Annotated in this window: 22 protein-coding genes; 16 read left to right on the top strand and 6 right to left on the bottom strand. The window is 73.1% G+C overall.

From position 1 onward, the window contains the following. Positions 1–36: 36 nt before the first annotated feature. The 5 genes from ACFCZF_RS31910 (at position 37) to ACFCZF_RS31890 (ending at position 4,799) form a co-directional block, all read left to right on the top strand. Positions 37–888 (top strand): hypothetical protein, encoded by an 852-nt coding sequence (locus ACFCZF_RS31910; RefSeq protein WP_376674588.1) that lies wholly within the window; start codon positions 37–39, stop codon positions 886–888. A gap of 49 nt (positions 889–937) precedes the next feature. Beyond that, positions 938–1,267 carry a rhodanese-like domain-containing protein gene (locus tag ACFCZF_RS31905; protein ID WP_376674595.1) on the top strand — a complete coding sequence of 110 codons (330 nt, stop codon included), beginning with the start codon at positions 938–940 and terminating at the stop codon, positions 1,265–1,267. Between the two features lie 336 nt (positions 1,268–1,603). Beyond that, positions 1,604–2,668, top strand: a complete 1,065-nt coding sequence (locus ACFCZF_RS31900; protein ID WP_376674587.1) for a DUF5819 family protein — start codon at positions 1,604–1,606, stop codon at positions 2,666–2,668. Continuing rightward, complete coding sequence (locus tag ACFCZF_RS31895) at positions 2,665–3,996, top strand: HTTM domain-containing protein (protein ID WP_376674586.1); 1,332 nt, start codon at positions 2,665–2,667, stop codon at positions 3,994–3,996. The genes ACFCZF_RS31900 and ACFCZF_RS31895 overlap by 4 nt, the downstream gene beginning before the upstream one ends. After that, positions 3,993–4,799, top strand: coding sequence for a TrmH family RNA methyltransferase (locus tag ACFCZF_RS31890; protein WP_376674585.1), 807 nt, complete (start codon positions 3,993–3,995; stop codon positions 4,797–4,799). Before ACFCZF_RS31895 ends, ACFCZF_RS31890 begins: the two co-directional genes overlap by 4 nt. On the opposite strand, the gene paaN is transcribed toward ACFCZF_RS31890, so the two are convergent. Further along, positions 4,800–6,491, bottom strand: a complete 1,692-nt coding sequence (paaN, locus tag ACFCZF_RS31885; protein ID WP_376674584.1) for a phenylacetic acid degradation protein PaaN — start codon at positions 6,489–6,491, stop codon at positions 4,800–4,802. A gap of 244 nt (positions 6,492–6,735) precedes the next feature. Here paaN and ACFCZF_RS31880 point away from each other — a divergent pair, with 244 nt between their 5' ends. Further along, a complete protein-coding gene (locus ACFCZF_RS31880; protein WP_376674583.1) occupies positions 6,736–8,250 on the top strand; it encodes a 3-hydroxyacyl-CoA dehydrogenase in 1,515 nt (504 codons plus the stop codon). After that, positions 8,247–8,876: a TetR/AcrR family transcriptional regulator gene (locus tag ACFCZF_RS31875; RefSeq protein WP_376674582.1), complete on the top strand. Its 630-nt coding sequence runs from the start codon at positions 8,247–8,249 to the stop codon at positions 8,874–8,876. The genes ACFCZF_RS31880 and ACFCZF_RS31875 overlap by 4 nt, the downstream gene beginning before the upstream one ends. A gap of 26 nt (positions 8,877–8,902) precedes the next feature. Here ACFCZF_RS31875 and ACFCZF_RS31870 read toward each other — a convergent pair whose 3' ends face one another. Continuing rightward, complete coding sequence (locus ACFCZF_RS31870) at positions 8,903–9,406, bottom strand: Lrp/AsnC family transcriptional regulator (RefSeq protein ID WP_210960168.1); 504 nt, start codon at positions 9,404–9,406, stop codon at positions 8,903–8,905. A gap of 189 nt (positions 9,407–9,595) precedes the next feature. On the opposite strand from ACFCZF_RS31870, the gene pdhA reads away from it, so the two are divergent. From pdhA to ACFCZF_RS31840, 6 genes are all read left to right on the top strand, one after another. After that, the gene (pdhA, locus tag ACFCZF_RS31865) at positions 9,596–10,765 is read left to right on the top strand and encodes a pyruvate dehydrogenase (acetyl-transferring) E1 component subunit alpha (RefSeq protein ID WP_376674581.1); all 1,170 of its coding nucleotides are present in this window, start codon (positions 9,596–9,598) and stop codon (positions 10,763–10,765) included. Next, a complete protein-coding gene (locus ACFCZF_RS31860; RefSeq protein ID WP_376674580.1) occupies positions 10,762–11,766 on the top strand; it encodes an alpha-ketoacid dehydrogenase subunit beta in 1,005 nt (334 codons plus the stop codon). Before pdhA ends, ACFCZF_RS31860 begins: the two co-directional genes overlap by 4 nt. After that, positions 11,766–13,277: a dihydrolipoamide acetyltransferase family protein gene (locus ACFCZF_RS31855; RefSeq protein ID WP_376674579.1), complete on the top strand. Its 1,512-nt coding sequence runs from the start codon at positions 11,766–11,768 to the stop codon at positions 13,275–13,277. The genes ACFCZF_RS31860 and ACFCZF_RS31855 overlap by 1 nt, the downstream gene beginning before the upstream one ends. 91 nt (positions 13,278–13,368) lie before the next feature. Beyond that, positions 13,369–14,346 carry an NTP transferase domain-containing protein gene (locus tag ACFCZF_RS31850; RefSeq protein ID WP_376674578.1) on the top strand — a complete coding sequence of 326 codons (978 nt, stop codon included), beginning with the start codon at positions 13,369–13,371 and terminating at the stop codon, positions 14,344–14,346. Further along, the gene (locus tag ACFCZF_RS31845) at positions 14,346–15,782 is read left to right on the top strand and encodes a molybdopterin molybdotransferase MoeA (RefSeq protein WP_376674577.1); all 1,437 of its coding nucleotides are present in this window, start codon (positions 14,346–14,348) and stop codon (positions 15,780–15,782) included. The genes ACFCZF_RS31850 and ACFCZF_RS31845 overlap by 1 nt, the downstream gene beginning before the upstream one ends. Then, positions 15,779–16,876 (top strand): potassium channel family protein, encoded by a 1,098-nt coding sequence (locus ACFCZF_RS31840; protein WP_375923667.1) that lies wholly within the window; start codon positions 15,779–15,781, stop codon positions 16,874–16,876. The genes ACFCZF_RS31845 and ACFCZF_RS31840 overlap by 4 nt, the downstream gene beginning before the upstream one ends. Positions 16,877–16,903: 27 nt before the next feature. Here ACFCZF_RS31840 and ACFCZF_RS31835 read toward each other — a convergent pair whose 3' ends face one another. Together ACFCZF_RS31835 and ACFCZF_RS31830 are read right to left on the bottom strand one after the other, a co-directional pair. Then, positions 16,904–17,752 carry an ABC transporter permease gene (locus tag ACFCZF_RS31835; protein ID WP_375923664.1) on the bottom strand — a complete coding sequence of 283 codons (849 nt, stop codon included), beginning with the start codon at positions 17,750–17,752 and terminating at the stop codon, positions 16,904–16,906. After that, entirely contained in the window at positions 17,749–18,801 is a 1,053-nt protein-coding gene (locus tag ACFCZF_RS31830; protein WP_376674576.1) for an ATP-binding cassette domain-containing protein, read from the bottom strand. The genes ACFCZF_RS31835 and ACFCZF_RS31830 overlap by 4 nt, the downstream gene beginning before the upstream one ends. A 213-nt stretch (positions 18,802–19,014) precedes the next feature. Here ACFCZF_RS31830 and ACFCZF_RS31825 point away from each other — a divergent pair, with 213 nt between their 5' ends. Next, positions 19,015–19,995 (top strand): NAD(P)H-quinone oxidoreductase, encoded by a 981-nt coding sequence (locus ACFCZF_RS31825; RefSeq protein WP_376674575.1) that lies wholly within the window; start codon positions 19,015–19,017, stop codon positions 19,993–19,995. Positions 19,996–20,005: 10 nt separating this feature from the next. On the opposite strand, the gene ACFCZF_RS31820 is transcribed toward ACFCZF_RS31825, so the two are convergent. Beyond that, complete coding sequence (locus ACFCZF_RS31820) at positions 20,006–20,830, bottom strand: hypothetical protein (protein WP_376674574.1); 825 nt, start codon at positions 20,828–20,830, stop codon at positions 20,006–20,008. 161 nt (positions 20,831–20,991) lie between these two features. Between ACFCZF_RS31820 and ACFCZF_RS31815 the strand changes: the two genes are divergently transcribed. Next, a complete protein-coding gene (locus tag ACFCZF_RS31815; RefSeq protein ID WP_375923652.1) occupies positions 20,992–21,531 on the top strand; it encodes a bacterial proteasome activator family protein in 540 nt (179 codons plus the stop codon). A 124-nt stretch (positions 21,532–21,655) separates the two neighbouring features. Here the strand turns inward: ACFCZF_RS31815 and ACFCZF_RS31810 are convergent, their stop codons facing one another. Next, on the bottom strand, positions 21,656–23,302 hold the full coding sequence (locus ACFCZF_RS31810) for a protein kinase (protein ID WP_376674573.1): 1,647 nt from the start codon (positions 23,300–23,302) through the stop codon (positions 21,656–21,658). 359 nt (positions 23,303–23,661) lie between these two features. Here ACFCZF_RS31810 and ACFCZF_RS31805 point away from each other — a divergent pair, with 359 nt between their 5' ends. Beyond that, on the top strand, positions 23,662–25,284 hold the full coding sequence (locus ACFCZF_RS31805; RefSeq protein ID WP_376674572.1) for a protein kinase: 1,623 nt from the start codon (positions 23,662–23,664) through the stop codon (positions 25,282–25,284). Positions 25,285–25,314 lie beyond the last annotated feature (30 nt).

Raw genomic sequence — 25,314 nt, 5'->3', positions numbered from 1 at the left:
GGCGGGGCCGGGCGGGGTGTGGCCTACGCTGGTCGGGTGACGACCCCGGAAGCTGAGCAGGGTGGTGGCGGCGCCGGTGCGGAGCCGGCGGCGACGCCCGAGGACGGTGCGCCGCGTCCCGAGGAACGGCTGGAACACGCCGTACGGGCCGCCGAGCAGGCACTCATCGAGTACGAGATCGCGCTGGAGACCTTCCGTGTGGAGGTCGAGAACTTCTCGCGTCTGCACGAACAGCGGCTCGGCCCGGTGTACGCGCGGCTCGAGGAGCTGGAGGCGCAGATCCTGGAGGCCAGGGCGGCCGGCACCGGCGACGCCGAGGACCGGCGCCGGGCCGACGAGGCGCGGGCCCGGCTGTCGCCGATTCCCGGGGTCGAGGAGCTGCTGAACGGCTGGATGGACGGGGACGGGCTGTTCCCGGAGGCCACGGCGATGCTGACGGACCAGGCGGTACGCCCGCCGCAGCGGGTGCGGCCCGGCGAGGAGGCCCGCAAGCTCTACCGCGAGCTGGTTCGCAAGGCCCACCCCGACCTGGCGCAGGAGGACGAGGAGCGGACCCGGCGCGAGGAGTTCATCACCCGGGTCAACGCCGCCTACGCCCGTGGCGACGCGGGCCGGCTGCGTGAGCTGGCGGAGGAGTGGGCCGCCGGTCCGGCGCCCGAGCGGCGCCCGAGCCGGGGTGAGGAGCTGTACGTCCGCCTCGAATGGCTCGACCGGCGCAAGGAGATGCTCACGCTGCTCGCCAAGGAGCTGGAGGAGAGCGCGATCGGGGCCATGCTGCGGCTGGCCCCGGACGACCCCGACCGGCTGCTGGAGGAGATCGCCGAGCAGTTGGCGACCCAGGTGCGGGAGCGGGAGGCCGAGCTGGCGGCGGTGCTCGGCCAGGACTGAGCCGGGCGAGGGCTCCGGTAGCGTCTGGGGCATGAGTTTTGGAGCTGGTGTGCCCACGGTCGAGGTCACGGACCTCAAGGACGGCGACTTCCTGCTGGACGTCCGCGAGGACGACGAGTGGCAGGCCGGTCATGCCGCCGGGGCGCTGCACATTCCCATCAGCGAGTTCGTGGCCCGGTACGGTGAGCTGACCGAGGCAGCGCCGCAGGACGGCCGGATCCACGTGATCTGCCGTTCCGGCGGTCGCTCGGCCCAGGTCACCATGTATCTGGCCCAGCAGGGCATCGACGCCGTGAACGTCGACGGCGGCATGCAGGTGTGGGCCGCGGCCGGCCGCCCCGTGGTGGACGGGAAGGGCGAGCCGGGGCACGTTCTCTAGGGCCGTTCGGGTCGTGTCCGGGGCGTCTTCGGATCACCTCCGGGGCGTCTCCGGGGCGTCTTCGGATCACCTCCGGGGCGTCTCCGGGGCGCCGCCGGATCGTCTCCGGGGCGTCTCCGGGGCGTCTCCGGGTCGTCTCCGTGTCACCGCGGGCGCTGCCGCGCGGTGACGATGTGGTGACGGCCACGGCGCGGTCGGTCCGCCGGGGGCTGTGCGGGCGGACGGTCCTGAGTACCGTTCCCGTTCGAACGCTGCCGAGCAGCCGCACGAGTGGCGCGCGGGCGTGCCCCGCGGCGGGGCGGGCGGAACGACGGATCGGGACCGGAACGGGGCGGAATGGACGCGTACGACACAGGCTCGGACGCCCGGCAGGGGCGGGACGAGCAGGGGGGCCGGGGCGCACCGGACCGCCCCGACCGGCCGGATCAGCCGGACCGTCCCGACCGGCCGGATCAGCCGGACCGCCCCCACCGGCCGGATCAGCCGGACCGTCCCGACCGGCCGGATCAGCCGGATCAGCCGGATCAGTCGGATCAGCCGGACCGGCCGGATCTGCCGGATCAGCCGGACCGGCCGGATCAGCCGGACCGGCCGGATCAGCCGGATCAGCCGGACCGGCCGGATCAGCCGAACCGGCAAGATCAGCCGGACCGGTGGGAGGCCTCGGTCGGGACGGACGGCGGTCTCGGCGAGGTCGGCGGAGCCGACACCCGTACGGTCACCGCGGCGCCCCGCCAGGCGACCGCGGCGCCCCGTACCGGGGTCTCCGCGCTCTCCCCGCGCTATCAGGTCGCCGCCGTGGTCGCCCTCGCGGCCGTCGCCGTCGCCGTCTGTGCCCACATAGGCCTGGTGTTCCTGCACGTGGCACCGTCGAACACCCTCACCAAGCAGCACGGCGAGGCGGTGGACGAGTGGGTCTTCCCGGAGTTCGAACAGAACTGGAAGCTCTTCGCGCCCAACCCGCTCCAGCAGAACGTCTCCGTCCAGGTTCGCGCGGAGGTGAGCACGGCGGACGGCGCGATACGCACGACCGGCTGGTACGACCTGTCCGCCGAGGACGGCCGGGGCATCGACGGCAACCCGCTGCCGAGCCACACCCAGCAGAACGAACTCCGCCGGGCCTGGGACTTCTTCGTCGCCACCCACGACTCCGACGACCGCGCGGTGGGCCTGCGGGGCACGCTGTCCGAGACCTATCTGCGACGCATCGCGGTCCTGCGCCTCGACCGGAACGACGCCGCCGGACCGGGCGGTGTCGTCGAGCGCGTCCAGTACCGTTCCCGGACCACCAACGTGGAGCCGCCTTCGTGGAGCGGTGAGAAGGTCTCCGACCGGCCGACCTACCGTGAGCTGCCCTGGTGGCCGGTGGCCGCCCGTGAGAAGGAAGGGGACGCCGCGTGAACGGCATCGCCCTCTCGGTCTCCCGCGGCCTCGCCCGCGTCACCGGCGCCGCGCTCGGCCCGTACCAGACCGCCGTGATCCGTATCGGCTTCAGCGCCACCTGGCTGCTCTTCCTGCTGCGCGAACTGCCCCACCGCAGCGAGCTGTACGGTCCCGAGAGCCCCTGGGGTCACGACCTCGCCGAGCAGCTGATCGCGGACAACGGCGCCTTCACGGTGCTGCTGTGGTCCGACGGGCGGATGTGGTTCGAGCTCGTCTACGCGCTGGCCGTCCTGAGCAGCGTGCTGCTTCTGCTGGGCTGGCGGACCCGCACGATGTCCGTCCTCTTCATGGTCGGGGTGCTCTCGCTGCAGAACCGCAGCGTCTTCATGGGGGACGGCGGCGACAACGTCCTGCATCTGATGAGCATCTACCTGGTCCTCACGCGCTGCGGCCAGGTCTGGTCGCTGGACGCGCGCCGGGCGCGGCGTGCGGACGAGGCACGCGCGCGTGGGGAGCGTGTCGTGGACCGGGTCGGGCCGGTGCTGTGGTGCGTGTTCGGCTTCGTGCTGCTCACGGTGACGCTGGCGGGCGGCCTGGACGGCGACTGGCTCGTCCCGGCGCTGCTGTGGGCCGTGTGGGTCGCGCAGGGCCTGTGGTGGGCCGTGGGGCGCGGTACCGGGAGCGGTCAGCCGCGGATCCTGCTCGACGTGGTCACCAACATCGTGCACAACGGCGCGCTGGTCGTGATCATGGCCGAGGCGTGTCTGATCTACGCGACCGCGGGCTGGTACAAGATCCAGGGCTCGCGCTGGCAGGACGGCACCGCGGTCTACTACCCGCTGCACCTGGACTACTTCTCGCCCTGGCCCGCGCTCTCCGACGCGCTGGCCGCCAACGGCACGATGGTCATGCTCATCACCTACGGCACGGTCGCCGTGCAGGTCGCGTTCCCGTTCACGCTGTTCAACCGGCGGGTCAAGAACGTGCTGCTGGCCGCCATGATGGCCGAGCACGCGGTGATCGCCGTGGTGCTGGGGCTGCCGTTCTTCTCGCTGGCGATGATCGCCGCGGACGCGGTCTTCCTGCCGACCTCGTTCCTGCGCCGGCTGGGCGGCTGGGCGGCCCGCGCGCGTGCCGGGCTGCTGGGCAGAATGCCGGGCCGGCTGACGGCCGGGCGTGGCGACGGCCGTACGGCGATGGTGCCCGGGCCCCGTGCCGGGTCCGGGGAGGATGACGCGGGCGAGGAGGACGCGGGCGCCGAGGGCACACGGGAGAAGGGCGCGCGGGAGAAGTACGCCGGGGACGAGAAGGGCACCGAGCACACGCACGTAGGCTTCCGGACATGACCGCCCCAGGCCCAGGCCGCCCAGCCCCCGACCCCGACCCCGACCCGCCGGCCGTCTGGCGTCGGCGCGCCGGAGCGTGCGTGCTGCTCGACGGGTTCCACGCCCTCAAGCACGCGCTGCGTTTCGGCGCCGAGGTCCCCGTGGCCGTAACCGGCGACCGCGCGGCTGCCCTGGCCCTCGCCGAGGAGCTGGCGCCCGACGTACGGGACGCCATGGACGCCCTGCTGGCGGAGGTGCCGCAGGAGACGTACGCCTCCCTCGTGCCGCGCCCGCACCCCACCGCCGTGGCCGCCCTGGCCGTACGGCCCTCGCGTACGGCCAACCTGCGGGCGCTGGCGCACACGCCCCGCCGTACGCCCGTCGTGGTCCTCGACCAGCCGCGCAACCTCGGCAACGCGGGGGCGGTGATCCGGCTGGCCGCCGGTTTCGGGGCGACCGGTGTGGTCACCACGGGCACGCTCGATCCGTGGCATCCCACGGTGGTGCGCGGCGGGGCGGGACTGCACTTCGCGACCGCCGTGGAGCGGCTGGACGTCGGGGAGCTGCCGCCGGGGCCGGTGTTCGCGCTGGATCCGGAGGGCGAGGACATCCGCGGTCTGAAGCTGCCGGACGACGCGCTGCTCGCGTTCGGCTCGGAGCGCAGCGGGCTGTCGCGGGAGCTGCGCGCGCGTGCCGACCATCTGGTGGCGCTGCCGATGCGCCCCCAGGTCTCCAGCTACAACCTCGCGACCAGTGTGGCCATGACGCTGTACCACTGGAGTGCCACCGGGGGCGCGGTCCAGGGCTCCCAGGACAGGCCCTAGCTAGGCCTGGCGGCGGACCTCCACCACCCGGAAGCGGTTGGCCACGAACGCGCCGTCGCACAGGGCGGCGTTGGCCGCCGGGTTGCCGCCCGAGCCGTGGAAGTCGGAGAAGGCGGCCGTCTGGTTGACGTACACCCCGCCGGTGAGGTTGAGGGACAGCTGGGCCGCCTCGTCCAGGCAGGCCTCCTGCACGGACTGCTCGACCTCCGCGTCGGTCGTGTAGGCGCCCACCGTCATTGCGCCCTTCTCCCGGATGCTGTGGCGCAGCAGGTCCACGGCGTGGGTCGCGGAGTCGACGGCGACGGCGAAGGAGACCGGGCCGAAGCACTCGCTGGTGTAGGCGGCCTCGTCGTCGGGCTTGGCGCCGTCCAGCTTGACGATCACCGGGGTGCGCACGACCGCGTCCGGGAAGTCCGGGTTGGTCACCTCGCGGGAGGCCAGGGCGACCTCGCCGAGGCCGGCGGCGGCCTCGAGCCGGGCCTTGACGTCCGGGTTGACGATCGCGCCGAGCAGGGCGTTCGCGCGGGCGTCGTCGCCGAGGAGACCGTCGACGGCGCGCGCCAGGTCGGCGGTCACCTCGTCGTAGGTCTTGGGGCCCTGGTCGGTGCGGATGCCGTCGCGGGGGATCAGCAGGTTCTGCGGGGTGGTGCACATCTGGCCGCTGTAGAGGGAGAGGGAGAAGGCCAGGTTGGCGAGCATTCCCTTGTAGTCGTCGGTGGAGTCGACGATCACCGTGTTGACGCCGGCCTTCTCGGTGAAGACCTGGGCCTGGCGGGCGTTGGCCTCCAGCCAGTCGCCGAAGGAGGTGGAGCCGGTGTAGTCGATGATCCGGATCTCGGGGCGGGTCGCCAGGGTCTTGGCGATGCCCTCGCCGGGGCGCTCGGCGGCCAGCGCGACCAGGTTCGGGTCGAAACCGGCCTCCGTGAGGACGTCGCGGGCGACCTGGACGGTGAGCGCGAGTGGCAGCACCGCGCGCGGGTGCGGCTTGACCAGGACCGCGTTGCCGGTGGCGAGGGAGGCGAACAGGCCCGGGTAGCCGTTCCAGGTCGGGAAGGTGTTGCAGCCGATGACCAGGCCGATGCCGCGCGGGACCGGCGTGAACTGCTTGGTCAGCGCGAGCGGGTCGCGCTTGCCCTGCGGCTTGGTCCACTCCGCCGCGTCAGGGGTGCGGACCTGCTCCACGTACGCGTACGCCACGGCCTCCATGCCGCGGTCCTGCGCGTGCGGGCCGCCCGCCTGGAAGGCCATCATGAACGCCTGTCCGGAGGTGTGCATGACCGCCTGGGCGAACTCCATCGTCCGGTCGGCGATCCGCCCGAGGATCTCCAGGCAGACCATCGCGCGCAGCTCCGCGCCCGCGTCCCGCCACGCCTTCTGGCCGGCCTTCATGGCGGGCAGCAGCACGTCGAGGTCGGCGTGCGGATACTCCACCCCCAGCTCGACGCCGTACGGGGAGACCTCGCCGCCGACCCAGTCGTCGGTACCGGGCTGGCCGAGGTCGAGGCGGGTGCCGAGCAGGGCGTCGAAGGCGGCCTTGCCCGCGGCCATGTCCAGGCTGCCGTTCTCCCCGTAGGCCTTGGGGTGCTCGGGGTGGGGGGACCAGTACGCGCGCGTGCGGATCGTCTCCAGCGCCTGGTCCAGGGTCGGCCGGTGCCGGTCGATCAGCTGGTGCGCGGTGAGTTCGGCGGCCATGCGGGACCAACTCCTCGTTTGCCACGGATTCTCCGGCTCGCCGTCGACGCCGCGTCGACTCTCCGTCGATCCGTGGACCTGGGGGAAACCTGGGCAGAAATATGAAAAGGTGCGGCGCGCAGCGCCTCGGGCAGGGTGGTGGTGGGCGACGGGTGGGCGGACACGGCTAGAGTAACCGAACGATCGGTCGGGACAAGGGGGACCGCCGCATCTGTGGAAAACCCCGTGCGGGAGGATCGCGCACATGACAGCACTCGACCTCAGCAGCCCCGTGGCCGTCGTCGGCACCGGCACCATGGGCCAGGGCATCGCCCAGGTGGCGCTGGTCGCGGGCCACCCCGTACGGCTGTACGACGCCGTCCCCGGGCGGGCTCGGGAAGCGTCCGACGCGATCGGCGCCCGGCTCGACCGGCTCGTCGAGAAGGAACGGCTCACCGGCGCCGAGCGGGACGAGGCCCGGTCCCGGCTCCGGCCCGCCGAGACCCTCGCCGACCTCGCCGACTGCGCGCTGGTCGTCGAGGCGGTCCTGGAACGGCTGGACGTCAAGCAGGAGCTGTTCCGGGCGCTGGAGGACGTCGTCGGCGACGACTGCCTGCTCGCCACCAACACCTCCTCCCTGTCGGTCACCGCCATCGGCGGCGCGCTCCGCGTCCCCGGCCGTTTCGTCGGCCTGCACTTCTTCAACCCCGCGCCGCGCCTGCCACTGGTGGAGGTGGTCTCCGGCTTCGCCACCGACATCGCGTCGGCCACGCGCGCGTACGAGACGGCCCGCGCCTGGGGCAAGACCCCGGTCGCCTGCGCGGACACCCCCGGCTTCATCGTCAACCGCGTCGCCCGGCCCTTCTACGCCGAGGCTTTCGCGGTCTACGAGGACCAGGGCGCGGACCCGGCCACCATCGACGCCGTGCTGCGCGAGTCGGGCGGTTTCAGGATGGGCGCCTTCGAGCTGACCGACCTCATCGGGCAGGACGTCAACGAGTCCGTCACGCACTCCGTGTGGCAGGCGTTCTTCCAGGACGTGCGCTTCACGCCGTCGCTCGCCCAGCGCCGCCTGGTCGAGTCCGGTCGGCTCGGCCGCAAGAGCGGGCAGGGCTGGTACGACTACCGCGACGGGGCCGAACGCCCCGAGCCGCACACCGCCGAACCGGCCGGTCCGCCCGCGTACGTCGTGGTCGAGGGTGACCTGGGCCCGGCCGCCGAGCTGGTCGCGCTGATCCGCGAGGCGGGCATCGAGGTCCGCCAGGACGACGAGGACGGCGGCACGCGGCTGGTGCTCCCCAGTGGGGGTCAGCTGGCGCTCGCCGACGGCCAGACCTCCGTGGAGTACGGGGACGTCGTCTACTTCGACCTCGCCCTCGACTACCGCGCGGCCACCCGCGTCGCGCTGGCCCACTCCCAGGACACCTCCCCGCGCACCGTCGCCGAGGCCACCGGCCTGTTCCAGGCGCTCGGCAAGAAGGTCAGCGTCATCGGGGACGTCCCCGGCATGATCGTCGCCCGCACGGTCGCGCGGATCGTCGACCTGGCGACCGAGGCGGTCGCCAGGGGCGTGGCCACCGAGGAGGACGTCGACACCGCGATGCGGCTGGGCGTCAACTACCCTCTCGGGCCCTTCGAGTGGAGCCGTCGCCTCGGTCGTGGCTGGGCCGGCTCACTCCTCGACGACCTGCACGAGCGTGCTCCGTCCGGCCGTTACGCGCCGTCCCTCGCGCTGTACCGGCACGCGTGCGCCACCGAGAAGCGGGAGGACACCCCATGACCACCGCCAGGCGCGACACCTACACGCCCGAGACGCTGCTCTCCGTCGCCGTGCAGGTCTTCATCGAGCGAGGCTACGACGGCACCTCCATGGAGCACCTCTCCAGGGCGGCCGGTATCTCCAAGTCGTCGATCTACCACCACGTCACGGGCAAGGAGGAGCTGTTGCGCCGGGCCGTGAGCCGGGCCCTGGACGAGCTCTTCGGGATCCTCGACGAGGAGCACGCGCGCGTGGGGACCGCCGCCGAGCGGCTGGAGTACGTCGTGCGGCGCATGGTCGAGGTGCTCATGGCCGAACTGCCGTACGTCACGCTGCTGCTGCGGGTGCGCGGCAACACCGACACCGAGCGGTGGGCGCTGGAGCGGCGGCGCGAGTTCGACCACCGGGTCGCCGACCTGCTGAAGGCCGCGGCGGCCGAGGGGGACGTGCGCGCGGACGTGGAGGTGCGGCTCGCGACGCGCCTGGTCTTCGGCATGATCAACTCGATTGTGGAGTGGTACCGGCCGGACGGTTCCGGCGGTCTCGGCGGTTCCGGCGGTCCTGACGGCCGGGGCGGCGCGGGTGAGCGCGAAGTGGTCGACGCGGTGGCGCGGCTGGTGTTCGGGGGGCTGCGCAAGGCGTCCTGAGCGGCCACTCGGCTCCGGCGCGGCGGTCAGCTCTGCGGTTCCAGGTCCTCGGTCTCGAACACCAGGAGGGTGCGCGTGCTGAGCACTTCCGGGATGGCCTGGAGGCGGGTGAGCACCAGCTCGCGCAGGGCCCGGTTGTCCGGGGTGTGCACCAGCAGCAGGACGTCGAAGTCGCCGCCCACCAGGGCGATGTGCGAGGCCCCCGGGAGCTGCCGCAACTGCGCGCGGACCGTGCGCCAGGAGTTCTGCACGATCTTCAGAGTGATGTACGCCGAGGTGCCGTGTCCCGCGCGCTCGTGGTCGACGCGGGCGCCGAAGCCGCGGATCACGCCGTCCTCGACGAGCCGGTTGATGCGCGCGTAGGCGTTCGCGCGCGAGACGTGCACCCGCTCGGCGACCGAGCGTATCGAGGCGCGGCCGTCCGCCTGGAGCATGCGCAGGATGTCCTGATCGATGGCGTCCAGCGGGCGCGGGGGCGGCGGGGCGCCGGCGTCGTCCGGGCCGCCGGCTTCCTCCGGGCGTTCGGCCATTTGTTCAGATGCCATGTGCCCCCGCCTCTCTACCATGGACGTACTGCGTCCATCTCAGGCTGTGGAGAACCGTTTGTCCACAGCCTGGGGCCGCCTGTAGCCAAAATGTGCCGGCGACCGAACAATCGGTAGGTGAGGCCCGTCACACCCGTGGCGAGCCGACAGCCGCTCCCACGAGGAGGTGCCGTCATGACGGTCATGGAGCAGCGGGGCGCTTACCGGCCCACACCGCCGCCCGCCTGGCAGCCCCGTACCGACCCCGCGCCGCTGCTGCCCGACGCGGAGCCGTACCGCGTCCTCGGCACGAAGGCCGCCGAGCACGCCGACCCCGGGCTGCTGCGCACGCTGTACGCCCGGCTGGTCAGCGGCCGGCGCTACAACGCGCAGGCCACGGCGCTGACCAAGCAGGGGCGGCTGGCCGTCTACCCCTCCAGCACCGGCCAGGAGGCCTGCGAGGTCGCCGCCGCGCTGGCCCTTCAGGAGCGGGACTGGCTCTTCCCCAGTTACCGCGACACGCTCGCCGTCGTGGCCCGCGGCGTCGACCCCGTCGAGGCCCTCACCCTGCTGCGCGGCGACTGGCACACCGGCTACGACCCCTACGAGCACCGGGTCGCGCCCCTCTCCACCCCGCTCGCCACCCAGCTGCCGCACGCCGTCGGCCTCGCGCACGCCGCCCGGCTCAAGGGCGACGACGTGGTCGCGCTGGCGATGGTCGGCGACGGCGGCACCAGCGAGGGCGACTTCCACGAGGCGCTGAACTTCGCGGCCGTCTGGCAGGCGCCGGTCGTCTTCCTCGTGCAGAACAACGGCTTCGCGATCTCCGTCCCGCTCGCCAAGCAGACCGCCGCCCCGTCGCTGGCCCACAAGGCCGTCGGCTACGGGATGCCGGGCCGCCTGGTCGACGGCAACGACGCCGCCGCCGTGCACGAGGTCCTGTCCGACGCCGTGCGGCACGCGCGCGCGGGCGGCGGTCCCACGCTGGTGGAGGCGGTGACGTACCGCGTCGAGGCGCACACCAACGCCGACGACGCGACGCGCTACCGGGCCGATGCCGAGGTCGAGACCTGGCGCGGGCACGATCCGATCGAGCTGCTGGAGCGGGAGCTGACCGAGCGCGGCCTGCTCGACGAGGAGGGCGTGCGGGCCGCCCGCGAGGACGCCGAGACCATGGCCGCCGACCTGCGCGCCCGCATGAACCGGGACCCGGAACTCGACCCCATGGACCTGTTCGCCCACGTCTACGCCGAGCTCACGCCGCAGCTGCGCGAGCAACGGGACCTGCTGCGGGCGGAGCTGGCGGCGGCGGCCGAGGCGGAGACCGGATCCGCGTCCGGGGCGCCCGAAGGGGGACACCGATGACCACCGTCGCCGCCAAGCCGGCCACCATGGCGCAGGCCCTCACGCGCGCGCTGCGCGACGCCATGGCCGCCGACCCGAGCGTGCACGTCATGGGCGAGGACGTGGGCACCCTCGGCGGCGTCTTCCGGGTCACCGACGGACTCGCCGAGGAGTTCGGCGAGGACCGCTGCACGGACACCCCGCTCGCCGAGGCCGGCATCCTCGGCACGGCCGTGGGCATGGCGATGTACGGGCTGCGCCCGGTCGTGGAGATGCAGTTCGACGCCTTCGCGTACCCGGCGTTCGAGCAGGTCGTCAGCCACGTCACCAAGATGCGCAACCGCACCCGCGGCCGGGTGTCCCTGCCGCTGACCATCCGCGTCCCCTACGGCGGCGGCATCGGCGGCGTCGAGCACCACAGCGACTCGTCCGAGGCGTACTACATGGCGACTCCGGGGCTCCATGTCGTCACGCCCGCGACCGTCGCCGACGCCTACGGGCTGCTGCGCCGGTCCATCGCCTCCGACGATCCGGTGGTCTTCCTCGAACCCAAGCGTCTGTACTGGTCGAAGGACGACTGGAACCCCGAGGAGCCGACGCCCGTTGAGCCGGTAGGCCGCGCGGTGGTGCGGCGCCCGGGCAGGAGCGCCACACTCATCACGTACGGACCGTCGCTGGTCGCCTGCATGGAGGCGGCCGAGGCGGCCCGGGCCGAGGGCTGGGACCTCGAAGTCGTCGATCTGCGCTCCCTGGTGCCGTTCGACGACGAGACGGTGTGCGCTTCGGTGCGGCGGACGGGACGCGCGGTCGTCGTCCACGAGTCGGGTTCCTTCGGGGGCCCGGGCGGGGAGATCGCGGCCCGGGTCACGGAGCGCTGCTTCCACCACCTGGAGGCGCCGGTGCTGCGTGTGGCCGGGTTCGACATCCCGTATCCGCCGCCGATGCTGGAGCGTCACCACCTGCCCGGTGTGGACCGGATCCTGGACGCCGTGGGGCGCCTGCAGTGGGAGGCCGAAAGCTGATGGCACACGCTTCTGATGGGCGAAGCCTGGAGTTCAAGCTCCCCGACCTCGGTGAGGGACTCACCGAGGCGGAGATCGTGCGCTGGTTGGTCGAGGTCGGCGACGTCGTCGCCGTCGACCAGCCGGTCGTCGAGGTCGAGACGGCCAAGGCGATGGTCGAGGTGCCCTGCCCCTACGGGGGCGTGGTCACCGCCCGCTTCGGCGAGGAGGGCTCGGAGCTGCCCGTCGGAGCGCCGCTGCTGACGGTGGCGGTGGGCGAGGGTGCCGCCGACCTCCCGGCGCGGGACTCGGGCCCTGGCGGCGAGGCAGTGGAGCCGACGCGAGCCGAGGAGCCCGCGCGAGCCGAGGAGCCGGACGCCGGGGAGCCGGACGCCGGGGAGGCGCAGCCGGAGCCCGGGGAGGCGAAGACCGGGGAGGCGAAGACCGGGGAGGCGAAGACCGGGGAGGCGAAGACCGGGGGCTCGGGCAACGTCCTCGTCGGATACGGCACCTCCGAGGCGCCCGCGCGCCGGCGCCGGGTGCGGCCGGACCGCCAGACGTCCACCGCGGCGGCGACCGGACGGATGAACGGCCGGGCCCGTGCCGCGGACCCGGTGGACGGCCCCGTCCCCGTCATCTCCCCGCTGGTGCGCAGGCTGGCCCGGCAGAACGACCTGGACCTGCGCGAGCTGACCGGCTCCGGCCCGGAGGGGCTGATCCTCCGGGCGGACGTGGAGTACGCGCTGCGTGCCGCCGCCGCGCACGGTGGCCGTACGGCGGTCCGGGAGGGACAGGCCGACACCACCGAGGCACCGGCACCCGTGTCCTCCGCCGCCCGGTCCGGCGGTGTCCGCACCCCCCTCAAGGGCGTCCGCGGCGCCGTCGCCGACAAGCTCTCCCGCAGCCGGCGCGAGATCCCGGACGCGACCTGCTGGGTCGACGCCGACGCGACCGAGCTGATGAGGGCGCGCACGGCCATGAACGCGGCGGGCGGGCCGAAGATCTCCCTGGTCGCGCTGCTGGCCCGGATCTGCGCGGCCGCCCTGGCCCGCTTCCCGGAGCTGAACTCCACGGTCGACACGGAGGCCCGCGAGGTCGTCCGCTTCGACCACGTCCACCTCGGCTTCGCGGCGCAGACCGACCGGGGGTTGGTCGTGCCGGTCGTCCGGGACGCGCATGCCCGGGACGCCGAGGCGCTCACCGCCGAGTTCGCCCGGCTGACCGAGGCGGCCCGGGACGGCCGACTGACACCCGGTGAACTGACCGGCGGCACCTTCACGTTGAACAACTACGGGGTCTTCGGCGTCGACGGCTCCACACCGATCATCAACCACCCCGAGGCGGCCATGCTCGGCGTCGGCCGCATCATCCCCAAACCATGGGTGCACGAGGCTGAGTTGGCGGTGCGTCAGGTCGTCCAGCTGTCGCTCACCTTCGACCACCGGGTGTGCGACGGCGGTACGGCGGGCGGTTTCCTGCGGTACGTGGCGGACTGCGTGGAACAGCCGGCGGTGCTGCTGCGGACCCTGTGACGAGGGCCCGGCGCCGACGCCGGCGCGCACACTCCGATCGCGCGGGCTCCCCCGCGTTCCCTGTGATCGCCCGGCAACGCATACTCGGGGGGTGACCGCGTACGAGCCCTCCGGTGAGCCCGGCGCCGGCACCGGCCCCGCGCCGGGTCCGGCCCCCGTCGCGTACGACGCCGTCGTGCTCGCCGGCGGGGCCGCGCGGCGGCTCGGCGGTGCCGACAAACCCGGCCTCCGCGTGGGCGGTCGCGCGCTGCTGGACCGGGTGCTCGCCGCCTGCGCCGCGGCGCGGACGACCGTCGTGGTCGCCGACCCGCGGCCCACCGCGCGCCCGGTGACCTGGGCGCGCGAGGACCCGCCCGGCGGCGGACCGCTCGCCGCCCTCGACGCCGGTCTGCGGCAGACCACCGCCGAGCACGTCGTGGTCCTCTCCGCCGACCTGCCGTTCCTCGCCGGGCCCACCGTCGCACGACTGCTGTCGGCCCTCGCCGCGAGCGACGCCGACGGCGTGCTGCTCACCGACGCCGACGGCCGCGACCAGCCCCTGGTCGCCGCCTACCGTGCGCCCGCGCTGCGCCGCGAACTGGCCGCGCTCACCCGGGACCGGGCGGATCCGGCGGACCTCACCGGGCTGCCTCTGCGCCGGCTGACCGGCGCGCTCCGCCTCACCCGAGTCCCCGACGCCGTCGCCTCCTTCGACTGCGACACCTGGGACGACATCGCCACCGCAAGGGCACGCATCAGGGAGCATGGTCACGTGTTGGACGAATGGATTACCGCAGCCAAGGACGAGTTGGGCATCGACCTCGACGTCGACACCGGCGTTCTGCTCGACCTCGCCCGGGACGCCGCCCACGGGGTGGCCAGGCCCGCGGCCCCGCTGACCACCTTCCTCGTCGGCTACGCGGCCGGGCGGGCCCAAGGAGGCCCCGAAGCCGTCGCCGAGGCCGCCCGCAAGGCCGCCGCCCTCGCCCAGCGCTGGGCCGAGGAGGCCGCCGACGCCGAGCCCGCCCCCGCGGCGGGCAAGCCCGACGTGGCTCCCGACGCCACCCCTGACACCCGCCCGGACGCGTGATGACCTCCCACGGCACGCGGACCGACGAGGAAGCGGAAGACCTCGACGTCGAGGAGGCGCTCGCCCTCGTGAAGGAGAACCCCGGTCAGTCCGGTCCGTCCGGCCCGCCCCACGGCGGCCACGAGCACGAGGCGACGCCCGCGCACGGCGGGCACCACGGTCACCACAGCCCCCGAAGTCACCACGGGCCCACCGGCGCCCCGCACAAGCAGGCCGACTCCCCCCACCGCGCGACCCCCTGGCCCGAAGCCCGGGCGACCGCCGAGCGCGCCGCCCGTGCCGCCGTCCGTGCCGTCCGCCGCGCCCCGCTCGCCGCGCCCCTCGACGCGGCCCTGGGCCTCACCCTGGCCGCGCCCCTCGCCGCCCTGACCGACCTGCCCTCCTTCGACACCTCCGCGATGGACGGCTGGGCCGTCGCCGGCCCGGGCCCCTGGAGGGTGCGCGACGAGGGCGTCCTGGCCGGCCACGCGGAACCCGCGCGCCTCACCGACGGCGAGGCCGTCCGTATCGCCACCGGCGCGCGCATCCCCCTGGACACCACCGCCGTACTGCGCACCGAGCACGGCCGTACCGACGGCAGGGACCGACTGCAGGCGACCCGGGAGGTCGGCCACGGCCAGGACATCCGCCCGCGCGGTCAGGAGTGCCGCAGCGGCGACCAGTTGCTGCCCGTCGGTACTCTGGTAACGCCGGCCGTGCTGGGCCTCGCGGCAGCCGCCGGCTACGACACCCTCACCGCGGTCCCCCGCCCACGCGTCGACGTCCTCGTCCTCGGCGACGAGCTGCTCACCGAGGGCCGGCCGCACGACGGCCTCATCCGGGACGCGCTCGGCCCGATGCTGCCGCCCTGGCTGCGTGCCCTGGGCGCCGAGGTCCGCGCCGTCCGCCGGATCGGGGACGACGCCAAGGCCCTGCACCGCGCCGTCACCGCCTCCGACGCCGACCTGGTCGTCACGACCGGCGGTACCGCCGCGGGCCCCGTCGACCACGTCCACCCGGTCCTGAGCCGCATCGGCGCCGAACTCCTCGTGGACGGCGTCAAGGTACGCCCCGGCCACCCGATGCTGCTGGCCCGGCTCAAGGACGACCAGCACCTCGTCGGCCTGCCCGGCAACCCCCTCGCCGCCGTCTCCGGGCTGCTGACGCTCGCCGAGCCGCTGCTGCGTACTCTGGCCGCCCGCCCGGCGCCCGAGCCGTACACGCTGCCGCTGCGGGACGCGGTGCACGGGCACCCGTACGACACCCGGCTCGTCCCCGTCGTGCTGCGCGGCGACGGTGCCGTGCCGCTGCACTACAACGGTCCGGCCATGCTGCGCGGCATCGCGGCCGCCGACGCCCTGGCCGTCGTACCCCCGGGCGGGGCGCGTCCGGGCCAGGAGGCCGAGCTGCTCGACCTGCCCTGGACCACCGGCGGAATCGGAGTGTGTTTCACGTGAAACTTCCGGGCCAGGACGCGATCGCCCGCCAGGCGGACGAACACCTCGTGACCCATCGGGTGAAACTCCCGAGGAAGCTGGTGGAGCACCCGATCCGCCAGGTCGGCAAACGGCTGTCCCTGGCCCTGGTGGTTCTCCTGGCGACGGCGTTCATCGTCTATGCCGACGCCGACGGCTACAACGACAACTCCGACGGCTCCGTCGATCTCCTCGACGCCTTCTACTACGCCACCGTCACCCTCTCCACCACCGGGTACGGCGACATCACGCCCGTCAGTGACGCGGCCCGGCTGACCAACATCTTCGTCATCACGCCGCTGCGCGTGATGTTCCTGATCATCCTGGTCGGCACCACGCTGGAAGCCCTCACCGAGCGCACGCGGGACGAGTGGCGCCTGAACCGCTGGAGGTCCACCTTGCGCGATCACACCGTCGTCGTCGGCTTCGGTACCAAGGGACGGTCGGCGATCCAGACCGTCTGTGCGACCGGGCTGCGCAAGGAGCAGGTCGTCGTGGTCGACCCGAGCGGGAAGGCCATCGAGGCCGCGACGGCCCACGGCTACGCGGGCGTGGTCGGTGACGCCACGCGCAGCGATGTGCTGAACCGCGCCGAGGTGTACCGGGCGAAGCAGATCATCATCGCCACCCAGCGCGACGACACGGCCGTACTGGTGACGCTGACGGCCCGGCAGCTCAACCGCGGGGCGAAGATCGTGGTCGCGGTCCGCGAGGAGGAGAACGCGCCGCTGCTGAAGCAGTCCGGCGCCGACGCGGTGATCACCAGCGCCAGCGCCGCGGGCCGTCTGCTCGGGCTCTCCGTGCTCAGCCCCGCCGCCGGCATGGTCATGGAGGACCTCATCAGCCAGGGCAGCGGGCTCGACCTGATCGAGCGGCCGGTCATAAAGGCCGAGGTGGGCAGGAACCCGCGCGATACGGACGACCTGGTGGTGAGCGTCGTGCGCGGGCACCGGGTGCTCGGCTACGACGACCCGGCCGTCGGCGGACTGGAGCTGACGGACCGCCTGATCACGATCGTGCGGGCGACGCCGGCCACCCATGTGGCGCCCGACGCCCGCCCGCTGCCCCGCGACTGACGGAGCGCCGATCCCGTACCGCGGAGGCTACTTGCGGTTGTAGAGCCGCATCGTGACCGGGCCGAAGACCAGGAGGAGCACCCCCGCCCAGCCCAGCGTCCAGGCGATCTCGACGCCGGGCCAGTCGCCCGCCATCAGCCCGCGCACCGCGGACGCCAGGTGCGTGATCGGGCTGTTGTTGACGAACACCTGCAGCCAGCCCGGCATCGTCTTCGGGTCGACGAAGACGTTGGACAGGAAGGTGAGCGGGAAGATCACCATCATGCTGACGCTCATCACCGACTTCTCGGTGCGCAGCATCAGCCCGAACATCGTCCAGATCCACGAGAAGGCGAACGAGAACACCAGCAGCAGCACGATCCCGGCGACCACACCGCCGAGCCCGCCGTCCGGCCGGTAACCGAGCAGCAGACCCACGGCGAGCATCACGACGGACGCGATGGTGTAGCGCAGCGCGTCGCCGAGCAGATAGCCGACCATCGCCGAGGGCCGCCAGATCGGCAGCGAGCGGAAGCGGTCGAAGACGCCCTTCTCGATGTCGATGTTCACCGAGACCCCGGTGTACATCGTGATCATCACGACCGACATCACGAGGATGCCCGGCAGCACGAACTGGATGTAGTCGCTCGGCGAACCCGCCAGCGCACCGCCGAAGAGGTACGTGAACATCAACAGGTTCATGATCGGGAAGGCGGTGACGTCGAAGAGCTGCTCCGGCACGTGCTTGATCTTGAGGATCGCGCGCCATCCGAACGTCAGGGACGTGGACAGGGCGCTGGGCCGGGGCGGCCGCTCCTTGGTGACCAGCAGGGCCGCCAGCGACTCGGTGCTGACCGCGGAGAGTTCCTTGCTCTCGGTGCTCGTGGCCGTGCTCATGCCGCCACCTCGTCCTTCGTGTCAGGGCCGGTGCCGGTGCCGGTGTCGGTGTCGGTGTCGGTGCCAGTGCCGGTGTTCTGGCCGGTGTCGTGGCCGGTCAGCGCCAGGAAGACCTCGTCGAGGCTGGGCTGTCCCAGGGAGAAGTTGTCGACGGTGATGCCGGCCCGGGTCAGCTCGCCCAGCGCCTTGGCGGCCTGGTCGGCGGCCGTGTCGCTCGCCGCCACCCCGAGGCGCGCGGTCAGCGCCACCGGGTCCGGCTCCAGCTGCACCTCGGCGACCAGCAGGTCCCGGAGCAGCCGCTCGGCCTCGGGCCGCTGGTCGGCGTCCCGCAGCCGCAGATGGACGGAGCCGGCGCCGACGGACGCCTTCAGCTCGCCCTTGGTGCCCTCGGCGATCACCCTGCCCTTGTCGATGACGGCGATCCGGGACGCCAGCTGGTCGGCCTCGTCCAGATACTGCGTGGTCAGCAGCACGGTCGTGCCCTGGGCGACGACCGCGCGCACGATGTCCCACACCTGGTTGCGGCTGCGCGGGTCGAGGCCGGTCGTCGGCTCGTCGAGGAAGAGCAGATCGGGGGTGTTGAGGATGGACGCGGCGATGTCGATGCGCCGCCGCATGCCGCCGGAGTAGTGCTTGACCTGCTTCGCCGCCGCGTCCGTCAGCCCGAAGGCCTCCAGCAGCTGGGCACCCCGCTCCCGCGCGGCCGTCTTGCCGTGCCCGAGGAGCCGGCCCAGCAGGATCAGGTTCTCGGTGCCGGTGAGGTCCTCGTCCACGGACGCGTACTGCCCGGTGAGGCTCACCCGGCTGCGCACCTCGTCGGCCTCGCGCACGATGTCGTGGCCGAAGACGTGGGCCTGGCCGCCGTCCGGCCGCAGGAGGGTGGCGAGCATCTTCACCGTGGTGGTCTTGCCGGCGCCGTTCGGGCCGAGGACGCCGTAGACCGTGCCGGCGGGTACCGCGAGGTCCACCCCGTCCACGGCCCGGGTCTCGCCGAACGTCTTCACCAGTCCCGCGGTCTCGATCGCGAGTCCGGACGTGTGCGTGCTCATTGGTGGTGGTCCTTCCGCGTTTCTTGGGCTACGCGTTCTTGGGCTACGCATGGGAAGACCTTTACCGTGGCGCAAACTCATCGGTCGCGCACAGGGATTTTCCGGTGGACGGTCCCAAAGTCGGAGGGCGCCGCGACCGGAAGGCGGAGAGCGCTCCGACCGGGGGCCCAGGCGGAGGGGCCCGAGCAGGGGCGGAGGAGTAGCGTCGCCCCCATGCATGCGATCACGATTTCCGAACCCGGAGGCCCCGAGGCGCTGGTCTGGGCCGAGGTCCCCGACCCGGTGCCCGGCGAGGGCGAGGTCCTGGTCGAGGTGGCGGCCAGCGCCGTCAACCGCGCCGACATCATGCAGCGCCAGGGCTTCTACGACCCCCCGCCCGGCACCTCCCCCTACCCCGGCCTGGAGTGCTCCGGGCGCGTCGCCGCACTCGGGACCGGCGTGTCCGGCTGGTCCGTGGGCGACGAGGTGTGCGCGCTCCTCGCGGGCGGCGGCTACGCCGAGAAGGTCGCCGTTCCGGCCGGTCAGCTGCTGCCGGTCCCGGAAGGCATCGGCGTCGAGCGGGCGGCGGCGCTGCCCGAGGTGGTCTGCACCGTCTGGTCGAACGTCTTCATGGTCGCCCACCTGCGCCCCGGCGAGACGCTGCTCGTGCACGGCGGCTCCAGCGGCATCGGCACCATGGCGATCCAGCTCGCCAAGGCCGTCGGCGCGAAGGTCGCCGTGACGGCGGGCACCAAGGAGAAGCTGGAGCGCTGCGCCGAACTGGGCGCCGACATCCTGATCAACTACCGCGAGCAGGACTTCGTCGCCGAGGTGAGGGAGGCGACGGGCGGCGCGGGCGCCGACGTCATCCTCGACAACATGGGCGCCAAGTACCTGGACCGCAACGTCCGGGCCCTCGCCGTCAACGGCCGGCTCGCGATCATCGGCATGCAGGGCGGCCGGAAGGGCGAGCTGGACATCGGCACGCTCCTGGCCAAGCGCGCCGCCGTCAGCGCGACCTCACTGCGCGCCCGTCCACTGGAGGAGAAGGCGGCCATCGTGGCGGCCGTACGCGAGCACGTCTGGCCGTTGCTCGACGGCGGTCACATCCGCCCGATCGTCGACCGCGAACTCCCGATGAGCGACGCACCCGCCGCCCACCGGGTCGTGGAGGAGAGCGGCCACATCGGCAAGGTGCTGCTGATCGCCTCGTAGCGGGTGCGCGTCAGCCGCGCCGCAGGCGGAGGCCGACGAAGGCCAGGGCCAGGCCGAGGCCGATGAGGACCAGCCCGCTGCCCAGGGGCAGGGCTCGCACCACGGGCTCGGTGGCGTCCTGGGCGTGCGTGCCGGCCTGCGGCTGTGAACGGGACGGGGACGCGGAGGGCACCAGGGCGGCCTCCTCGGGTGGCACTGCGGTCTCCGGACCGTCGGGCAGGCCCTCGTCGCCGTCACCGTCCGCGCGGTGGCGGGCGTTGTCGTCCGCGCCGGCCTCTTCCGGCTCGCGTTCCTCGGGCCGCCCGGGCCGCTGCCGACCCTCGCCCGGACGGCTCCCCGCCCGGGAGGGCTCCGGGTCGGCCGCCGATGCGCCCGAGCCGGAGGAAGAAGGAGAGGCGGAGGGGGAGGCCGTCGCGGAGCCACGCGCCGCGCTGCCCGCCGGGCCGGAATCCTCGCCGGACGGGGAGGCGGGGCCGGTATCCGAGTTGTCGGGACCGTCGTGCCCGTCGTCGCGCTGGGGACGCTCGTGGCCGTTGTGCCCGTCGTGACCGCCGGAGCCGCCCGGTTCGGCCGCCCCCGGAACCGAAGCGGGGGCCGAACCGGAAGGAGACGGGGACACGGAGGCCGCCGCGACGCCGGGGGCGACTGCCCCGACCGCACCGGCCGTCGCGTACCCGGCGCCGTGCGCCACCGCTGCCCCGGTCGCCCCGGTCGCCCCGACCGCCCCGAACCCGGCGCCGTGCGCCACCCCCGCCCCGCACGGCGACACCAGCGCGCTCACCCCCAGGACCCCCGCCAGTCCCGTCGCTCGCAGTGTGCGCAGCCATGGAGTCACGTCGGTGACCCCCTCCCGGTGGTAACCAGTCGCAGAAATCGACGGAACAAGCCTCACACCCGACCGCCATACCGGCATTCCGGACTCCGCCGAATGCGCCGGGGCACGTTTCCGCGGGGGCACCACCCCGTCGCTCCGAGCGGGTGCGAGAGAATGGCGGCATGGAGATGCCGAGGAACGACAGGTCGCCGGAGAACCCCCAAGTCCTGGTCGTCGGCCAGGACGGAATGGCGCTCAGCGGCGGCGGGGACGACGACTCCCGCGAGATCCCGGTGACCGAGCAGGTGGAGCAGCCTGCCAAGGTCATGCGGATCGGCAGCATGATCAAGCAGCTGCTGGAGGAGGTGCGCGTCGCGCCCCTGGACGAGGCGAGCCGGGCCCGGCTCAAGGAGATCCACTCCAGCTCGGTGAAGGAACTGGAGGACGGCCTGGCCCCGGAGCTGGTCGAGGAGCTGGAGCGGCTCTCCCTGCCCTTCACGGACGACGTCACCCCGACCGACGCCGAACTGCGGATCGCGCAGGCGCAGCTGGTCGGCTGGCTGGAGGGCCTCTTCCACGGCATCCAGACCACGCTGTTCGCCCAGCAGATGGCCGCACGGGCACAGCTGGAGCAGATGCGCCGCGCCCTGCCGCCGGGCGTCGGCCAGGACGGCGAGGAGCCGCCCCACCCGGGCGGCCGCTCGGGTGGCCCCTACCTTTAGGCCGCCTATCTGTAGACCACCCCGACCGGCGGGGACGACGATCCACCGACACCACGAAGGGCCCGGCAGCACCTGCTGCCGGGCCCTTCGTCGTACGCCGGGTACTAGGTCACGAGATGCGTGATCAGGAGGACGCCGGGTTGCCCGTCGAGACCTTGAGCTGGATCTCCGGCATGTCCTCGGGGTCGACGTCCGTACCGGGCGCGGGGAACTGGTCGCGGATCGAGCCCTCGCCGTAGGTGTTCTCGTCGACCTCCACGACCTTCATCCGCCAGCCGGCGGCGTTGAAGCACTCCTTGACCGAGCCGATGTACTTGAACGTGAAGTCCGGCACCTTGATCTTGTCGGGGTCGTTGTACGACTCCTCCGGCTCGGTGCACTCGTCCTTCTCGATCGTCTTCGTCTTGTCCGGCCCGCGGTAGTCCGCCGCCTTCGACGCCGACGCGCTGGCGCTGGTCTCTCCGCCGCCCTTGGGGTCGTCACCGCCGCCGTTGTTCATCGTCAGCGCGCCGACCAGACCGCCGACGGCCACGAGGGCCACCACGATCGAGCCGATGATCACCGGCTTGTTGCTCTTGCGACCGCCCGGGGAGCCGGACGCCGGCGCCGACGGCGTGAGGTTGTACGGCGGCGGGGTCGACGGGCCCTGGGCGGAGTACGCGGCCGGCGTCGGATAGCCGCCCTGCTGCGGATAGCCGTACGCCGGCGAGTGCGGGCCGGGCGCCGGGGTGCCGTACGGGTTCGGGCCCGGGGCGGGCGTCGGCTGGTACGGCGTCTGGACGGGGCCCGTGGGCACCGGTCCGCTCTGGTCGACCGGCGGGAACACCGCGGAGCCGACGCCCGCGCCGCTCGACGCGTGCGCGCCGGGCACGATGCTCGGCGGCGCCGCCTGGAAGGAGGCCGCCACCCGCAGGCACTCGTCCCGCATCGCCTCGGCGCTGGGGAAACGCTCGTTGGGGTTCTTCTTCAGCGCGCGGGCCACCAGCGCGTCCACGGCCGGCGGCAGGGCGCGGTTGACGGACGAAGGAGCCACCGGCTCCTCCTGCACGTGCGCGTACGCGATGGCCAGCGGCGAGTCCGCGTCGAACGGCAGTCGCCCGGTGACCAGTTGGAAGAGCATGATGCCGACCGAGTACAGGTCGGAGCGGGCGTCCACGCCGCGGCCGAGGGCCTGTTCCGGCGAGAGGTACTGGGGGGTGCCGACGACCATGCCGGTCTGCGTCATCGAGGTCACGCCGGACTGCATGGCGCGGGCGATGCCGAAGTCCATCACCTTGACCACGCCGCGCTTGGTCATCATCACGTTGCCCGGCTTGATGTCCCGGTGGACCAGGCCCATCTCGTGGCTGATCTCCAGGGCCGCCAGCACGTCCGCGGTGATCTTCAGCGCCTTGTCGGCGGGCATCGCGCCCTGCTGCCGGACGTCCTCGTCGAGCACCGAACCGAGCGGGCGGCCCTCGACGTACTCCATGACGATGTACGGAGTCGTCATGCCACCCAGATCGTCCTCGCCGGTGTCGAAGACGGAGACGATGTTGGTGTGCGTGAGCTTGGCCACTGCCTGGGCCTCGCGGCGGAAGCGCTCGCGGAAGGCCTGCTCCCGGCCCAGCTCGGTGTGCAGCGTCTTGATCGCGACCTGGCGGTCCAGCACCGAGTCGTACGCCAGGTGCACCGAGGCCATGCCGCCCTCACCGAGCAAGTCGCGCAGCTGGTAGCGGCCGCCGGCGAGTGCCCGCCCCGCGTACCGGCCCTGTCCGGCGTCCTGGCTCATGTCTCTGCGTCCCCCATAGGCGCCGCGACGCCGGTGGCAGCGGCACGCGCGCTCGCGTTTGTGATCGTGATCGAAAGTGCGATTCCCGGCCAAGTCTGCCCCAGGGCACTGACACGTCAAGCGCGGTGCCCGTTCCGTGACCGTACGCGAAAGAAGCGTCGCGGAAGCGTTACAGCCGACGTACCGCCGGTACACAGAATTTGCACGACAGTACGGAATCAGGGTTTCATGACCGGTCCGTCTCGATGCCGGTCGCGGCGTCCATCTCGGACCGGAGGCCCCCGCGAAGGCTGTAGCGTGGCCGACGGAGACCGTAACAACACCGCGCGCACCGCGGGCAGAAACGACGGCGAGGACTGATGGCACAGCAGCAGCGCGCCCAGGGCCCGTCCGAACCCGAGGCGACTGGCGGCGGTATGGCTGACGCGCCGGAGACCTGGGGCAACGGCGGGCTGGTCGGCGACGGCCGGTACCGGCTGACCCGCAGGCTCGGGCGGGGCGGCATGGCCGAGGTGTTCGCCGCCGAGGACGTCCGCCTCGGACGCACCGTGGCGGTCAAGCTGCTGCGCGCCGATCTCGCCGAGGACCCGGTCTCCAAGGCCCGCTTCACGCGCGAGGCACAGTCGGTGGCCGGCCTCAACCACCACGCCATCGTGGCCGTGTACGACTCCGGCGAGGACTTCGTCGGCGGTCAGTCCGTCCCGTACATCGTGATGGAGATCGTCGAGGGCCGCACCATCCGCGATCTCCTCCTCAACGCCGAGGCGCCCGGCCCCGAGCAGGCGCTGATCATCGTCTCCGGTGTCCTGGAGGCGCTCGCCTACTCCCACCAGCACGGCATCGTGCACCGCGACATCAAGCCGGCCAACGTCATCATCACGCACAACGGCGCGGTGAAGGTGATGGACTTCGGCATCGCCCGCGCCCTGCACGGCGCGTCCACGACGATGACGCAGACCGGCATGGTCATGGGCACCCCGCAGTACCTCTCCCCGGAACAGGCCCTCGGCAAGGCCGTCGACCACCGCTCCGACCTGTACGCGACCGGCTGCCTGCTCTACGAACTCCTCGCGCTGCGTCCGCCGTTCACCGGCGAGACCCCGCTGTCGGTGGTCTACCAGCACGTCCAGGACATCCCGACGCCGCCCTCCGAGGTCTCCGACGCCACCCCGCCGGAGCTGGACGGCCTGGTGATGCGCTCGCTGGCCAAGGAGCCCGACGACCGTTTCCAGACCGCCGAGGAGATGCGCGGCCTGGTCCAGTACGGGCTGCAGATGCTGTACGAGCAGGGCGGCCACACCGGCACCTGGAACACCGGCCCGGTCGCCGCGCACGACGGCCGGCACACTCCGTCGGCCGGCCTCGCGGGCACCTCGGTGCTGCCGCACCCCGACCACGGTGCGTCGGGCACCCAGCAGATCCCCCAGCCGATCCTGCCGAACGGCTACGGCGGGGGCGACGACGGCGGCTTCGAGGGCCGCGGCAACAAGGGCAGCGGCCGCGGCAAGCTGTGGATACTGGCCGTCCTCGCGGTGATCGCGATCGCGGCGGGCGTCGCGCTGGCCCTGAACAACGGCGACGGCGGCAAGGGCGGCCCCGACACGGACAAGACCCCGACGGCGTCCACCTCGCAGAGCTCCGACGAGGAGTCGCCCAGCCCGTCGCCCAGCGACGAGGAGACGCAGGAGACCACCGACCCGGGCACGGAGCAGGGCAACGGCGGCGGAAGCACGGGCGGCGGGGACTACACGCCGCCGTACACCCCGTCGTACACGCCGTCGCAGAGTGTGACGGAGGAGCCGACCGGTGACCCGACGGGCGACCCGACGGGGGACCCGACGACGCCCACGGACGACCCGACCGGTGACCCGACCGGTGACCCGACGGGCGGCACCGACGGCGGCGCCACCGGCGACCCGACGGGCGGCACCGACGGCGGCCCCACCGGCGAGCCGGGCGGCGAGCCGGGCGGCGAAGGCTGACCCGAACCGCTCCCCACGCGCGCGTGCGGC

Origin of the sequence: Streptomyces sp. NPDC056296, assembly GCF_042268605.1 — a bacterium.
Taxonomy (GTDB): Bacteria; Actinomycetota; Actinomycetes; order Streptomycetales; family Streptomycetaceae; genus Streptomyces.
Note: the sequence above shows the minus strand (reverse complement) of the source record. Positions and strands in the feature narration are given on the sequence as shown.